We start from the raw sequence: 13,492 nt of genomic DNA, 5'->3' as shown, positions 1-13,492 counted from the left end.
AAAGGTGGGTGATTTCCCTGAGCGCGCGCGGCCGTGCCGCGACCCAGAATGTCTGTGGACGTATGTGACGGGGACGGAGAAACGTGAGCGGCGACAACCGCGAGACAGCGCAGGCCGCCGAGGGGGAGAAGCCACCCTTCAGGCTCCTGCTGGCCTACCTCGGGCCGCACCGGAAGATCTTAGTCGCCGGCGGGCTGCTCGGCCTGGTCGGCTCGGCCGCGGGACTGGCGATGCCGCTGCTGGCCAAGTACGTGGTCGACGCCTTCGGCGCGGAACGGTCGATGACCGGCCCGCTGATCGCGCTGACGGTCGCCGTCGTCATCGGCGCGGTGGTCTCGGCCGGCGGCAACTACCTGATGGAACGCACCGGCGAGGGCATCGTGCTGGGCGCCAGGCGCAGGCTCGTCGACAGGATGCTGCGGCTGAAGGTCGCCGACGTCGACCGGCTCAAGCCGGGCGACCTGCTGTCGAGGGTCACCGGCGACACCACCCTGCTGCGTTCGGTGCTCACCAACGGCATCGTGGACTCGATCGCCGCGGTCTTCATGCTGATCGGCGCGATCGTCATGATGGCGCTGATGGACGGCGTGCTCCTGCTGGTCACGCTGCTGGTCGTGGTGCTGATCGGCGGCATGACCGCGCTGGTCATGCCGCGCATCCAGCGGGCGCAGCACCAGGCCCAGGAGGCCGTCGGCGAGATGGGAGCGGTGCTCGACCGGGCACTGCAGGCCTACCGCACGGTCAAGGCGAGCGGCGCGGAGGAGCGCGAGGTCGCCGTGATCGGGGCGGCCGCCGAACGCGCCAAGGCCAAGGGGCTGCAGGTGGCCGGCTGGACCTCGCTGGCCGGGGTCTCGACGTGGATGGCGGTGCAGGTCGCCTTCCTGTGTGTGCTGGCCGTCGGCGGCGCCCGCGTCGCCGCCGGCACGCTGGAGGTCTCGGCGCTGATCGCCTTCCTGCTGTACCTGTTCTACCTGGTCGCCCCGATCGGCCAGCTGGTCGAGGGCGCGGTGCAGCTGCAGAACGGCCTGGCCGCGCTCAAGCGCATCCGTGAGATCGAGGACCTGCCGGGCGAACCGGCCGGCCAGGACACCCGCGTGGCCCCCGGCGGCGACGAGCCCGTCGGGGTGCGCTTCGAGGACGTGGTGTTCAGCTACGGCGATGACCGGGCGCCCGTCCACCACGGCGTGACCTTCGACGTGCCGCCGGGAGGGCTGACCGCGCTGGTCGGACCGTCGGGCGCGGGCAAGTCCACGGTGTTCGCGCTGGTCGAGCGCTTCTACGAGCACCAGGACGGGCTGATCGAGGTCGGCGGCGTGGACATCCGTGACTGGCCGCTGGAGCGGCTGCGCGCCGCGCTCGGCTACGTCGAGCAGGACGCCCCTGTGCTGGCCGGCACGCTCAGGGAGAACCTGCTGTTCGCCGCGCCGGACGCGACCGAGGACGAGCTGCGCAGGGCGCTGACCCGCACCAGGCTCGACGACCTGGTCGCCAGGCTGCCCGACGGTCTCGAGACGCCGGTCGGCCACCGCGGCGTGCTGCTGTCCGGCGGCGAACGCCAGCGGGTCGCCATCGCGCGGGCGCTGCTGCGCAGGCCGCGGCTGCTGCTGATGGACGAGGCCACCTCGCAGCTCGACGCGGTCAACGAGCTCCGCCTGCGTGAGGTGATCGCCGAGGTGGCGAGAGAGACGACGGTGCTGGTGATCGCGCACCGGCTGTCCACCGTCACCAACGCCGATCGCATCGTGGTGATGGAGTCGGGCGGTGTGCGGGCGGTCGGCACCCACGACGAGCTGGTGGGCTCCGACGAGCTCTACCGGGAGCTGGCCGCCACTCAGTTCCTCGTTTCATGATCCACGAAGGGCGAGGGCCGCTGTTCGCAGGGGCGGCCGTCATCCGGGTCGGTGGCGACGAAGCCGTCAGGGTGATGCCAGGCTTCCCTTGCTGATGATCGCGTACGGCTCGCGCGCCCGCGCGGGCCGTACGGCTGCTGGAGACTCCCCTGTATCGCCTCCAGAAACCGTCGTTGTGGACCAGCCGAATGCCCCCTCAGGCGAGATCAAGTCCAGCACTTCGCGCAGCGAAGTGTCATGCAGTTTCAGGCTCACCCGAATAACCCAGCTATGTCGGTATATTTCGGGTCAGCAATTTAACTTTCAGGCTTTTGCAAGCGCCCCCCGCGAGACTGCGACGCATGGCGGGCGGCATATTGCGCATCATTTTCACCGGCGACGACCTCGCACGCGTACGGATCGCCTCACGGGCCGATCCGCTGTGGGAGACGGTGGCCAGCCTGCACCGCTTCCAGGCCGGCGACGGCGGCGCCGCCATGGCCGAATGGCGGCGGCGGGCGCGCGCCAAGCTCGCCGAGACCGGCTTGCTGCAGGACGTGCGCAGGATGCTGGTGCCGCTGGCGCCCCGCGCGGCCTACTTCCCCGACTTCCTCACCCCGATCGAGGCGCAGCAGGGCCTCGAGGAGGGCATCCAGGCCATCCTCGACACGCCGCCCGCCAGGGTGCGGCGCGAGCTCGACCTGCTGCGCGCACGGCACGGGCTGCCGGCCCACCTGGAGTCGCTCCCCGACGATGGCCCGGCCATGCGCAGGCTGGCCGCGGTCGCGGCCGGGTACTTCCAGACGGCGCTCGGCGAGCACTGGGGCGAGGTGGAGCGGGCCGTCAGCCAGGACCGCGGCACCAGGGTCAGGCACCTGGCCGACGGCGGCGTCGAGGGCATGTTCACCCAGCTGTCGCCCAAGGTCCGGTGGCGCGCCCCCGTCCTGGAGGTCGACTACCCAGCGGGAGACAGGGAACTGCGCCTGCGCGGGCGCGGGCTGACGTTCATCCCCAGCTACTTCTGCAGGACCGCGCCCGTGACGCTGGCCGACCCCGGCCTGCCGCCCGTGCTGGTCTACCCGGTGGCGCGCACCGGCGTCGCCGGACGGAAGACGGGCGGGGACGCGCTGGCCGAACTGCTGGGCAAGACCAGGGCGGCGGTGCTGCGGTGCGTCGGGCTCGCCCCCGGATGCAGCACGACCGAGCTGGCCCGGCGGGCGGGGGTGCCCACCTCCAGCGCCAGCGAGCACGCCAGAGTGCTCCGGCAGGCGGGCTTGATCGTCAGTACCCGGCACGCCAACCTGATGCTGCACCAGATCACCGAATCGGGCGACGCGCTGTTGCGTGGCACCCGCTGACCTGACCCAGGAGGTCGCATGTCGTTCTGGAAGAAGATCGGTATCGCGCTGGTGGCGGCCGTGGTGGTGCTCTTCGTCGCGCTGGTGGTGGCCGTCTTCGTGCCGGGCGGCTGGAAGTTCTCGCTGGTCCTGGTGGGCCTGCCGGCGCTGGCGGGCTGGATCTGGTGGCAGTGGCTGATGGAGAGCCATCCGGCGGACCGCCGCGACGACGTGCCGCCCCCCGGCTCCCGCTGGGACGAGCGCACGGAGCGGTGGCAGTACCCGGACCGGCCCTGACACGGGGTCGCGGGGTTGTCGACGGGAGCAGGCGTTGTACCCTTCGAGTGACATAGATGAATATGTTCATTCAGGAGGGAAGAGGCATGAGCCGTACCGTGCGCGCGCCGCGAGGCACCACGCTCACCGCCAAGGGCTGGCCGCAGGAGGCCGCGCTCCGGATGCTCCAGAACAATCTGGACCCGGAAGTCGCCGAGCACCCCGAGCAGCTCGTCGTCTACGGAGGCTCGGGCAAGGCCGCGCGCGACTGGCCCTCGTTCGAGGCCCTGACCCGCACGCTCACCACCCTGGAAGGTGACGAGACGCTGCTGGTGCAGTCGGGTCGCCCCGTGGGCGTCTTCCGCACCCACGAATGGGCGCCACGCGTCCTCATCGCCAACTCCAACCTCGTTCCCGACTGGGCCAACTGGGAGGAGTTCCGCCGCCTCGAGGCCGCCGGCCTGACCATGTACGGCCAGATGACGGCGGGCTCCTGGATCTACATCGGCACGCAGGGCATCCTCCAGGGCACCTACGAGACCTTCGCCGCGGTGGCCGCCAAGCGCTTCGGCGGCTCGCTGGCCGGGACGATCACCCTGACCGCCGGGCTCGGCGGCATGGGCGGCGCCCAGCCGCTGGCCGTCACCATGAACGGCGGCGTGGCCATCTGCATCGACTGCGACCCGCGCAGCGTCACCCGCCGCATCGAGCACCGCTACCTCGACGTCGAGGCCGCCACCCTCGACGAGGCGCTCCGCCTGGCCTACGAGGCCCGCGACCAGCGCAGGCCGCTGTCCATCGGCGTCGTGGCCAACGCCGCCGAGGCCGTGCCCGAGCTGCTGGCCCGCGGCGCCGAGATCGACATCGTGACCGACCAGACCTCGGCCCACGACCCGCTGATGTACCTGCCGATCGGCGTCGCCTTCGACGACATGGCCGCCGAGCGCGACAAGGACCCCGCCGGGTTCACCACCAGGGCGCGCGAGTCGATGGCCAGGCACGTCGAGGCCATGGTCGGGTTCAAGGACGCGGGCGCGGAGGTCTTCGACTACGGCAACTCCATCCGCGGCGAGGCGCAGCTGGCGGGCTACGCCAGGGCCTTCGACTTCCCCGGCTTCGTGCCCGCCTACATCAGGCCGCTGTTCTGCGAGGGCAAGGGCCCGTTCCGCTGGGCGGCCCTGTCCGGCGACCCCGCCGACATCGCGGCGACCGACAGGGCGATCCTCGAGCTCTTCCCCGAGAACGAGGGGCTGTCCCGGTGGATCAGGATGGCGGGGGAGAAGGTCCACTTCCAGGGCCTGCCCGCGCGGATCTGCTGGCTCGGGTACGGCGAGCGCCACCTGGCCGGCGAGCGCTTCAACGACATGGTGGCCTCGGGCGAGCTCCAGGCGCCGGTCGTCATCGGGCGTGACCACCTCGACTGCGGGTCGGTGGCCTCGCCGTACAGGGAGACGGAGGCCATGGCGGACGGCTCGGACGCGATCGCGGACTGGCCGCTGCTGAACGCGATGCTGAACACGGCGTCGGGCGCCGCCTGGGTGTCCATCCACCACGGCGGCGGGGTGGGCATCGGGCGCTCGATCCACGCGGGGCAGGTGACCGTCGCCGACGGGTCGGCCCTGGCGGGGGAGAAGCTCAACAGGGTGCTCACCAACGACCCGGGCACGGGCGTCATGCGGCACGTGGACGCGGGCTACGACGAGGCGGTGACGGTGGCCGACGAGCGCGGCGTCCGCATCCCGATGCGCGAGTCCTGACGGCCCGCCGGCGCGGGAGCCGGTGGTCACGGGCGGACGTCGTCCATGAGAACGGCGCCGCCGGCCACCGGCCCGCGTCCTCCCGGAGAGCGCCGCCGCTCACCCCGTAGGACGCCCCGGCGGACTTCCTGCGGGGCCGAGCCGGGGCGTCGGGGACAGGGTGCCCGTACCCGGGTGACGGGAAGGGGTTGGGCAGGTCGGTGTGTTGGAGGTGGCGTGAGGGACGGACTTGAGGGGCTGCTGGACGGCAGGCGCCTGTCGCCCGTGCAGCGGCGGATCGCGCACTACCTGTCCGACCACCTGGACGAGGCGATCTTCCTGTCCAGCGTGGAGCTGGCCGAGCGGGCGGGCGTGAGCCAGCCCTCGGTGACCAGGTTCGCGATGGTGCTGGGCTTCGGCGGCTACCCCGAGCTGCGGCAGGCCCTGCGGCCTCTCGTGCTCGGCGGCAGGCCCGAGGGCGGCAGCCTGCTCAGGGGCGCGATCGACGACGAGATCCGCAACCTCACGCTGATCCGCGACCGCCTGAACGGCCTGCCGCTCAAGGAGCTGGGCGAGTCGCTGGCCGCCGCCGAACCGCTGCCGGTGCTCGGGCTGCGCGTCTCCTCCGGGCTCGCGACCACGTTCGCCTACTTCGCCAGGCGCGTCCACCCCGACGTCCGCCTGCTCGTCCACGGCGGCTCCGAGCTGGTCGACGGGCTGCACGCGGCCCGCAGGGCGGGCGCCGAATGGGTGTTCGCGGTGGTCCTGCCGCGGTATCCGGCCGAAACCGTGCACGCGCTGGAGTACGCGACCAAGCTCGGGCTCAGGACGGCGGTGATCACCGACCGGCCGGGCTTCCCCGCCGACGTCGTGCTGGACGCGCCGGTCGGGGAGCGCCTGGTGTTCGACTCCCACGCGGCCCCGCTCGCCCTGGCCATGGCGCTGGTGGAGGCGATGGCCGACGCCGCGCCGCTGCGGACGCAGGCCAGGCTCGAGGAGTACGAGCGGATGACGGAGGAGACGGGCACGTTCCTGTCAGCCGGCGAGTCTGCGTAGGGAGCGGACCGACCAGGTGACGGTCACCGCGGCGAGGGCGAGCATGATGCCGAACGCCAGGGGGATCGACAGGTCGGTCAGCGTGCCGGCGAACAGCGCGCGTCCCGCTTCGACGGGGTGGTAGAAGGGCGTGAACCAGGCGATCTTCTCCAGCCAGTCGGGGCCGAGCGCCATGGGCAGCAGCGCGCCCGACAGCAGCATCAGCGGCAGGGCGAAGAACTGCATGATCTGCCCCATCGCGTTCTCGTCGCGCAGGCCGAGCGCCAGGCCGTAGGCGACGCCGGAGGCGAACAGGCCGGTGACGCCGAGCAGCAGCAGCATGAGGACCAGCCCTAGCGGGCCGATGCGCAGCCCCATCAGCAGCGCGATGAGGATCACCGCCAGCGACTGGATCATGAGGGCGACCACGTCGCGCAGCATCCGGCCGAGCACGATCGCGGGCCGCCACGCGGGGCTGACCGCGATCCGCTCCAGCACGCCGCTGCGGATCTCGTAGATGGTGCCGTAGGCGACGCCCATCGAGCCGAACAGCGCGGTGATCACCAGCATGCCGGGCGCGAAGGAGGTCAGCGCCCGGCCCATGTCGCCCTGGAAGGCCATGCCCGCGTAGAGCGGCGCGAACAGCAGCAGGTACATCACCGGCTGGATGATGCCGAACAGCGGCCAGACGGGGTTGCGCAGGGTGTTCCTGACCTCGTGGCCGAAGAACAGGGACGTGTCGCGGATCATGCGGCGGCTCCGGTGTCGCGCAGGGACCGGCCGGTCTTGGCCAGGAAGACGTCGTCGAGCGTGGCCCGCTCGAGCGCGATCGAGCGCAGGGAGAGGCCCTCGGCCTCCAGCGTGCGCAGCAGCGCCGGCAGCGCGTGCTCGCCGTCGTCGACGTAGACGCGCAGCATGTCCTCGTCGACGCGGGTCTGCTTGGCCAGCGGGCCCAGCACCCGGGCGGCCTCGTCCAGTTCGTCGAGCCTGAGGGTGACCACGTCGCCGGACACCGACCGCTTCAGCTCGGCAGGGGTGCCCTCGGCCACCACGACGCCGTGGTCCACGATCGCGAGGCGGTCGCACAGGGCGTCGGCCTCCTCCAGGTAGTGCGTGCTCAGCAGGACGCTGGTGCCCCGCTCGCGCAGTTCCCTGATCCGGTCCCAGAGGTTGGCGCGGTTCTGCGGGTCGAGGCCGGTGGTCGGCTCGTCGAGGAACAGCAGCGGAGGGCTGTGGACCAGCCCGAGGGCGATGGCGACGCGGCGCTTCTGGCCCCCGGAGAGGGTACGGCCGGGCCGGTCGGCGATCTCGGCGAGGTCCATCTTCCTCAGGATCTCGTCGGCCGCCCCCGCCGGGTCGGGCACGCCGTAGATCTTGGCGGCGAACACGACCTGCGCGCGGGGGGTGTTCTGCTCCTCCACCCCGCCGGCCTGGCTGACGTAGCCGAGCTTGCGCCGGATCGCGCCCGGCTCCTTGACCAGGTCGTGTCCGGCGATCCTGGCGGTTCCCCCGTCGGGGAGGATGAGGGTGGCCAGCATCCTGATCGTGGTGGTCTTGCCCGCGCCGTTCGGCCCGAGCACGCCGTAGATCTCGCCGTCCTTCACCTCGAGGTCGACGCTCTTGACCGCTTCGACGGTCTGGGTGCCCTTCCTGCTCTTGGTGACGAAGGTCTTCCTTAAGCCTTGCGCATCGATGATCATCAGGGGAGGTCTCCTTCTTCGACCTTCTGGATGGCTTCACGTACCCAGTCGAGCTGGGCGTTGACCATGCCGATGTTCAGCCGCAGGTTCTCGTCGACGTGCCGGGGGGCGCCGAAGGCCTGTTTGCTGCCCAGCGCCCGCTGCATCATCGCGACCGCCCGGCTGAGCTCGTCGGATCTGACCCGTAGCGCGTCCTTGAGCAGCGGCCTGTCCAGCCGGTCCATGAACGTCATGGCCACCTGGAAGGGGTCGATGATCGGCCTGATCTCGTACCAGAGCAGCATGAGCAGCCGGTGGAACTCGAACCGGCCCGCCTCCGTGATCGCGTAGACGGTCTTGCCGCCCTTGCCGCTCTCGACGATGTCGAGCAGCCCCTCGTCGGCCATCTTGCCGAGGCCGTGGTAGATCGAGCCGAAGGCGACGTTGGCCCACTGGTCGGCGCCCATCGTCTCCAGGCGGCGCCGCACCTGGTAGCCGTTCATCGGCTCGTCGAGCAGCGTGCCGAGGATGAGAACGCGCGTCGTATTCACCCTTCAAATTTGAATACAAACTTGAGTATGGTGTCAACCGTGAGAGAGATCGTGAGAGAGGACGACGGCGCCCTGCTCGGCTACGTCGGGCAGGTGGAGGGCGGCTGGCGGCCGCTGACCGTCTTCGGCTACCCCCTGGGCCCCGCGGCGGACGCGGACACGGCCGAGGAGGTGGTCAGGCGGGAGGGGCTCGACCGGCTCGCAGGCCGCTGGGAGTTCCACTGGGAAGGCGAGTGGTACACCTGCGTGCTGCAGGAGGCCGACCTCGCGCGGGTGCGCGTCCGGCCGACCGATCCGGGCTATCCGGGACGCGAGCACTCCCTCGAGCTGGTCACGCCGGGGACCGGCGAGCTGCGGCCCTTAGGCTGGCGACCATGAGAACCGCACTGATCACAGGGGCGTCGAGGGGCGTGGGCGAGGCCGTCGCCCGCGCGCTGGCGCCCACCCACCGGCTGATCCTCGGCGGCCGCGACCGGGCCGCCCTCGACGCGCTGGCCGCCGAGCTCCCCGACGCCCGCGCGTGGCCGGTCGAGCTCGCCGAGGTCACCGCCGCGGACGTCGAGGACGTCGACCGGCTCGACGTGCTCGTGCACAGTGCCGGGGTGGTCACGCTGGGCCGGATCGCCGACACCCCCGCCGAGGTCTGGCGGCGGACCATGGAGATCAACGTGGTCGCCGTCGCCGAGCTGACCAGGCTGCTGCTCCCGGCCCTGCGGGCGGCGGGCGGGCACGTGGTCCTGATCAACTCGGGCGCCGGGTTGCGCGCCAACCCCGGTTGGGGCTCCTACGCGGCCAGCAAGTTCGCCCTGCGCGCCCTCGCCGACGGACTGCGGCTGGAGGAGCCCGCGCTGCGGGTCACGACCGTCTACCCCGGCCGCGTCGCCACCGACATGCAGCGTGGCGTGCGGGCGCAGGAGGGCGGGGCCTTCGAGCCGGAGAAGTACCTGGAGCCGGACACCGTGGCCAGGGCCGTCCTGGCGGCGATCAACGCCGGCCCCGACGCCCACCTGACCGAGCTGACCCTCCGGCCCAGCGAGGGGCCCGTCTCCTGACGCCGGGCGAGCGCCGCCGGGCCCACTGCCCGGCGGAAGTCCGGGGTGCCGGGTGTGGCTGAATGGATTCATTCACTAGAGTGAGGGCATGCTGGATGAACTCTCGCGTATAGGACGGGATCCCGCGACCAACGGCTATGTGCGGGACGCGTGGTCGCCCGCGGACATGGAGCTGCGGGAGTGGTTCCGGCAGGAGGCCGAACGCCGCGGCCTCGGCCTGCACGACGACCGCAACGGCAACCTGTGGGCCTGGTGGGGCGACCCCGACCGCGCACCCGGCGTGGTCACGGGCAGCCACCTCGACTCCGTACGGCAGGGCGGCGCCTACGACGGTCCCCTCGGCGTCGTGTCCGCCTTCCAGGCGCTCGACCTGCTGAAGGCCAGGGGCTTCACCCCGGCCAGGCCGATCGGTGTCGCCTGCTTCACCGACGAGGAGGGCGCCAGGTTCGGCGTGCCGTGCATGGGCTCGCGGCTGCTGACCGGCGTGCTCGACCCGGCCAGGGCCAGGTCGCTGACCGACGACGAGGGCGCCTCGATGGACGAGGTGCTGCGCAGGGCCGGACGCCGTCCCGAGGAGCTGGGCAGGGACGACGAGACGCGCGCCAGGATCGGCGTGTTCGTCGAGCTGCACGTGGAGCAGGGACGCGGCCTGGCCGACCTGGACGAGCCCGTCGGGGTGGCCGGCGCGATCTGGCCGCACGGCAGGTGGCGCTTCGACTTCTCCGGCGAGGCCAACCACGCGGGCACGACGCGGCTGGAGGACAGGCACGACCCGATGCTCGACTACGCCCGCGCGGTGCTCCAGGCGCGCGACGCGGCAGAGAAGCACGGGATCGTGGCGACGTTCGGCAAGGTGCGGGTCTCGCCGAACAACGCCAACGCCATCCCCGGCCTGGTCTCGGCGTGGCTGGACGCGAGGGGCGCCACCGAGGGGGCGGTCAGGGCGCTGGTGCGGGAGCTGTCCGAGGGCAGGGACGTGCGCGAGGAGTCCTGGACCCCCGTCGTCGACTTCGAGGTGCCGCTGCGCGACCGCCTCGCCCGCGCCGTCGGTGCGGCGCTCGCCGAAGTCAGGACGGCAGGGCAGGGCCCGGCTCCCGTGCTGCCGACGGGCGCGGGCCACGACGCGGGCATCCTGGCGGCGGCGGGCGTGCCGGCCGCGATGCTGTTCGTCCGCAACCCCACGGGCGTCTCCCACTCGCCGCGGGAGCACGCCGAACCCGGCGACTGCGCGCACGGGGTCACCGCCCTCGCCGGCGTGCTCGAGGAGCTGGCCCGATGACCGTCTACTGGTGCGAGCTCGCCCTGCTGCCCGAGGGCGTCACCGACAGCGTGGTGATCGAGGTCGAGGACCAGCGGATCGTCTCGATCGACAGGGGCGACCGGCAGGGGATCACCCTCGCGGGGCTGACGCTCCCGGGCATGGCCAACGCGCACTCCCACGCCTTCCACCGGGCGCTGCGCGGCGCCACCCAGACGGGCAAGGGCGACTTCTGGACCTGGCGCGAGCAGATGTACGAGGTGGCGGGCGCGCTCGACCCCGACTCCTACCTCAGGCTGGCCAGGGCCGCCTACGCCGAGATGGCCCTGGCGGGCGTCACCTGCGTGGGCGAGTTCCACTACCTGCACCACGGGCCGGACGGCGTGCCGTACGACGATCCGAACGAGATGGGGCACGCGCTCATCCAGGCCGCGCGCGAGGCCGGTCTGCGCATCGCGCTGCTCGACACCTGCTACCTGACCGGCGGGGTCGGCACCGCGCTGACCGGCCCGCAGCTGCGCTTCGGCGACGGCACCAGCGAGGCGTGGGCGGTCAGGGCGCAGGAGCTGGCCGCCGCCTACGAGGGCCGGCACGACGTGGAGATCGGCGCGGCCATCCATTCCGTCAGGGCCGTGCCGCCCGAGCAGATGCCGACGGTCGCCGAGTTCTCCCGCAAGCACGCCGCCCCGCTGCACGCGCATGTCTCCGAGCAGCGGGCCGAGAACGCCGCCTGCGTCGAGCGCTACGCCGCCACCCCGGTCCAGGTGCTGCACGAGCACGGCGCGCTCGGCCCGCGGTCCACCGCCGTCCACGCCACCCACCTGGCCGAGGTCGACCTCGAACTGCTCGGCCACTCCCGCACCCACATCTGCATGTGCCCGACCACCGAACGCGACCTCGCCGACGGCATCGGCCCGGCCAGGGCGCTGTTCGACAGGGGCTCGCCGATCACGCTCGGATCCGACAGCCACGCCGTCGTCGACCTGTTCGAGGAGGCCAGGGCGGTCGAGCTGAACGAGCGCCTGGCCAGCGAGAAGCGCGGCCACTGGACCGCCGCCGAGCTGATGGCCGCCGCCACCGTCGCCGGCCACGCGTCGCTGGGCTTCCCCGACGCCGGAGGGCTGGTTCCCGGCGCGTGGGCCGACCTGGTCTCGGTCCGCCTCGACTCGGTCCGTACGGCGGGCGCGACACGCGAGAGCGCCCTGGAGACGATCGTGTTCGCGGCGACGGCCGCGGACGTGCACAGTGTGGTGTCGGGCGGTCGCAGGATCGTCACCGACGGCCGGCACGAGCTGGGAGACGTCGGGCGGATGCTGAACGAGGCGATGGGAGCGATCAGGTGAGTACCCTCATCGACGGGATCGGGATGCTGTTCGACGGCCACGTCGAGCACCTGGACGCCGCGCTGGTGATCGAGGGCGAGCGGATCGCGTGGGTCGGTCCCTCCAGCCAGGCGCCCGCGTGCGACGAGCGTCACGACGCCGGCAGGAGGTGCGTCATCCCCGGCTTCGTCGACAGCCACGCGCACCTGGTCTTCGCCGGAGACCGCACCTTCGAGTTCAACGCCCGCATGTCGGGCCAGAGCTACACCGCGGGCGGCATCCGCACCACGGTGACCGCCACCAGGGCGGCGGGCGAGGCCGAGCTGGCCACGCGCGCGGCGGCGCTGGTCGCCGAGATGACCGCGCAGGGCACGACCACCGTGGAGATCAAGAGCGGTTACGGGCTGACCGTGGAGGACGAGCGGCGCTCGCTGGAGATCGCCACCTCGCTCACCGACGAGACCACCTTCCTCGGCGCGCACGTGGTGCCCGCCGGGACCGACGCCGACGACTACGTCAGGACCGTCACGGGCGAGATGCTGCGGGCGTGCGCGCCATACGCCAAGTGGGTGGACGTCTTCTGCGAGCGGGGGGCCTTCGACGGCGACCAGACGCGCGAGATCCTCCAGGCGGGCATCAAGGCGGGCCTGCTGCCGCGGGTGCACGCCAACCAGCTCACCGAGGGTCCCGGCGTGCGCATCGCGGTCGAGCTGGACGCGGCCTCCGCCGACCACTGCACGCACCTGAGCGACGCCGACGTCGACGCGCTGGCCTCCTCCGACACGGTGGCCACGCTGCTGCCGGGAGCGGAGTTCTCCACCCGCTCGCCCTATCCCGACGCGCGGCGGCTCATCGACGCCGGCGTCACCGTGGCGATCGCCACCGACTGCAACCCCGGGTCGTCGTTCACCTCGTCGATGCCGTTCTGCGTGGCGCTGGCCGTACGGGAGATGCGGATGACGCCCATGGAGGCGGTCAGGGCCGCGACCTACGGCGGGGCCAGGGCGCTGCGCCGTGACGACGTCGGGCAGCTGCGCGTGGGCGCGCGGGCCGACCTCGTCGTGCTGGACGCGCCGTCGTTCGTGCACCTGGCCTACCGGCCAGGGGTGCCGCTCGTGCGGCAGGTGTGGCGGGCGGGCGAGCGGGTCGCCTGAATCCGGCGGGCATTTCTCGGAATCCCGCGGGCATTGAGTCCCGCGGGTCATCCTCTGGTCGTAGCCGCGACGCGCGGCGAGCTGCGGCGGGGGCGGCGTATCGGCGCCGCCCCCGCCTTGTTTCGCGCGCCAGGAAAAGAATTTCTCATCCCTGAGAAGGAGGTGCAGAACCGTCCTGTGGTCGTAGTTCTTTTGGGAATCTTTGCTTCGGGCCGGACGTTGCCGGGATATAGAACGCAGCTGCGGGAACGAGGTGCCTGGGG

At 72.0% G+C, this 13,492-nt stretch carries 13 protein-coding genes; 10 read left to right on the top strand and 3 right to left on the bottom strand.

Annotated features, from left to right (window positions below):
- The first annotated feature begins 83 nt into the window (after positions 1 to 83).
- From ACWENQ_RS41645 to ACWENQ_RS41625, 5 genes are all read left to right on the top strand, one after another.
- Positions 84 to 1,850: an ABC transporter ATP-binding protein gene (locus tag ACWENQ_RS41645; protein ID WP_452419249.1), complete on the top strand. Its 1,767-nt coding sequence runs from the start codon at positions 84 to 86 to the stop codon at positions 1,848 to 1,850.
- Between the two features lie 341 nt (positions 1,851 to 2,191).
- Positions 2,192 to 3,187, top strand: coding sequence for a helix-turn-helix domain-containing protein (locus tag ACWENQ_RS41640; RefSeq protein ID WP_449931136.1), 996 nt, complete (start codon positions 2,192 to 2,194; stop codon positions 3,185 to 3,187).
- An 18-nt stretch (positions 3,188 to 3,205) separates the two neighbouring features.
- Complete coding sequence (locus ACWENQ_RS41635; protein ID WP_449931134.1) at positions 3,206 to 3,463, top strand: hypothetical protein; 258 nt, start codon at positions 3,206 to 3,208, stop codon at positions 3,461 to 3,463.
- Positions 3,464 to 3,549: 86 nt separating this feature from the next.
- Positions 3,550 to 5,199 carry a urocanate hydratase gene (hutU, locus tag ACWENQ_RS41630; RefSeq protein ID WP_452419247.1) on the top strand — a complete coding sequence of 550 codons (1,650 nt, stop codon included), beginning with the start codon at positions 3,550 to 3,552 and terminating at the stop codon, positions 5,197 to 5,199.
- Positions 5,200 to 5,415: 216 nt separating this feature from the next.
- Entirely contained in the window at positions 5,416 to 6,234 is an 819-nt protein-coding gene (locus tag ACWENQ_RS41625) for a MurR/RpiR family transcriptional regulator (protein ID WP_449931131.1), read from the top strand.
- On the opposite strand, the gene ACWENQ_RS41620 is transcribed toward ACWENQ_RS41625, so the two are convergent.
- From ACWENQ_RS41620 to ACWENQ_RS41610, 3 genes are read right to left on the bottom strand one after another with little or no spacing between them, the layout of a single operon-like run.
- The gene (locus ACWENQ_RS41620; RefSeq protein ID WP_449931129.1) at positions 6,214 to 6,963 is read right to left on the bottom strand and encodes an ABC transporter permease; all 750 of its coding nucleotides are present in this window, start codon (positions 6,961 to 6,963) and stop codon (positions 6,214 to 6,216) included. The genes ACWENQ_RS41625 and ACWENQ_RS41620 overlap by 21 nt on opposite strands.
- Complete coding sequence (locus tag ACWENQ_RS41615; protein ID WP_449931127.1) at positions 6,960 to 7,913, bottom strand: ATP-binding cassette domain-containing protein; 954 nt, start codon at positions 7,911 to 7,913, stop codon at positions 6,960 to 6,962. Before ACWENQ_RS41615 ends, ACWENQ_RS41620 begins: the two co-directional genes overlap by 4 nt.
- Positions 7,913 to 8,443 (bottom strand): PadR family transcriptional regulator, encoded by a 531-nt coding sequence (locus tag ACWENQ_RS41610; protein ID WP_452419245.1) that lies wholly within the window; start codon positions 8,441 to 8,443, stop codon positions 7,913 to 7,915. The genes ACWENQ_RS41615 and ACWENQ_RS41610 overlap by 1 nt, the downstream gene beginning before the upstream one ends.
- A 39-nt stretch (positions 8,444 to 8,482) precedes the next feature.
- On the opposite strand from ACWENQ_RS41610, the gene ACWENQ_RS41605 reads away from it, so the two are divergent.
- From ACWENQ_RS41605 to hutI, 5 genes are all read left to right on the top strand, one after another.
- Positions 8,483 to 8,821, top strand: coding sequence for a hypothetical protein (locus ACWENQ_RS41605; RefSeq protein WP_452419243.1), 339 nt, complete (start codon positions 8,483 to 8,485; stop codon positions 8,819 to 8,821).
- A complete protein-coding gene (locus ACWENQ_RS41600; RefSeq protein ID WP_452419242.1) occupies positions 8,818 to 9,495 on the top strand; it encodes an SDR family oxidoreductase in 678 nt (225 codons plus the stop codon). Before ACWENQ_RS41605 ends, ACWENQ_RS41600 begins: the two co-directional genes overlap by 4 nt.
- Before the next feature lie 88 nt (positions 9,496 to 9,583).
- Positions 9,584 to 10,774 carry an allantoate amidohydrolase gene (locus ACWENQ_RS41595; RefSeq protein ID WP_452419240.1) on the top strand — a complete coding sequence of 397 codons (1,191 nt, stop codon included), beginning with the start codon at positions 9,584 to 9,586 and terminating at the stop codon, positions 10,772 to 10,774.
- Positions 10,771 to 12,096: a formimidoylglutamate deiminase gene (locus ACWENQ_RS41590; protein WP_449931117.1), complete on the top strand. Its 1,326-nt coding sequence runs from the start codon at positions 10,771 to 10,773 to the stop codon at positions 12,094 to 12,096. The genes ACWENQ_RS41595 and ACWENQ_RS41590 overlap by 4 nt, the downstream gene beginning before the upstream one ends.
- Before the next feature lie 23 nt (positions 12,097 to 12,119).
- Positions 12,120 to 13,229, top strand: a complete 1,110-nt coding sequence (gene hutI / locus ACWENQ_RS41585) for an imidazolonepropionase (RefSeq protein WP_354922488.1) — start codon at positions 12,120 to 12,122, stop codon at positions 13,227 to 13,229.
- Positions 13,230 to 13,492 lie beyond the last annotated feature (263 nt).

The organism is Nonomuraea sp. NPDC004354, assembly GCF_053602555.1.
Note: the sequence above shows the minus strand (reverse complement) of the source record. Positions and strands in the feature narration are given on the sequence as shown.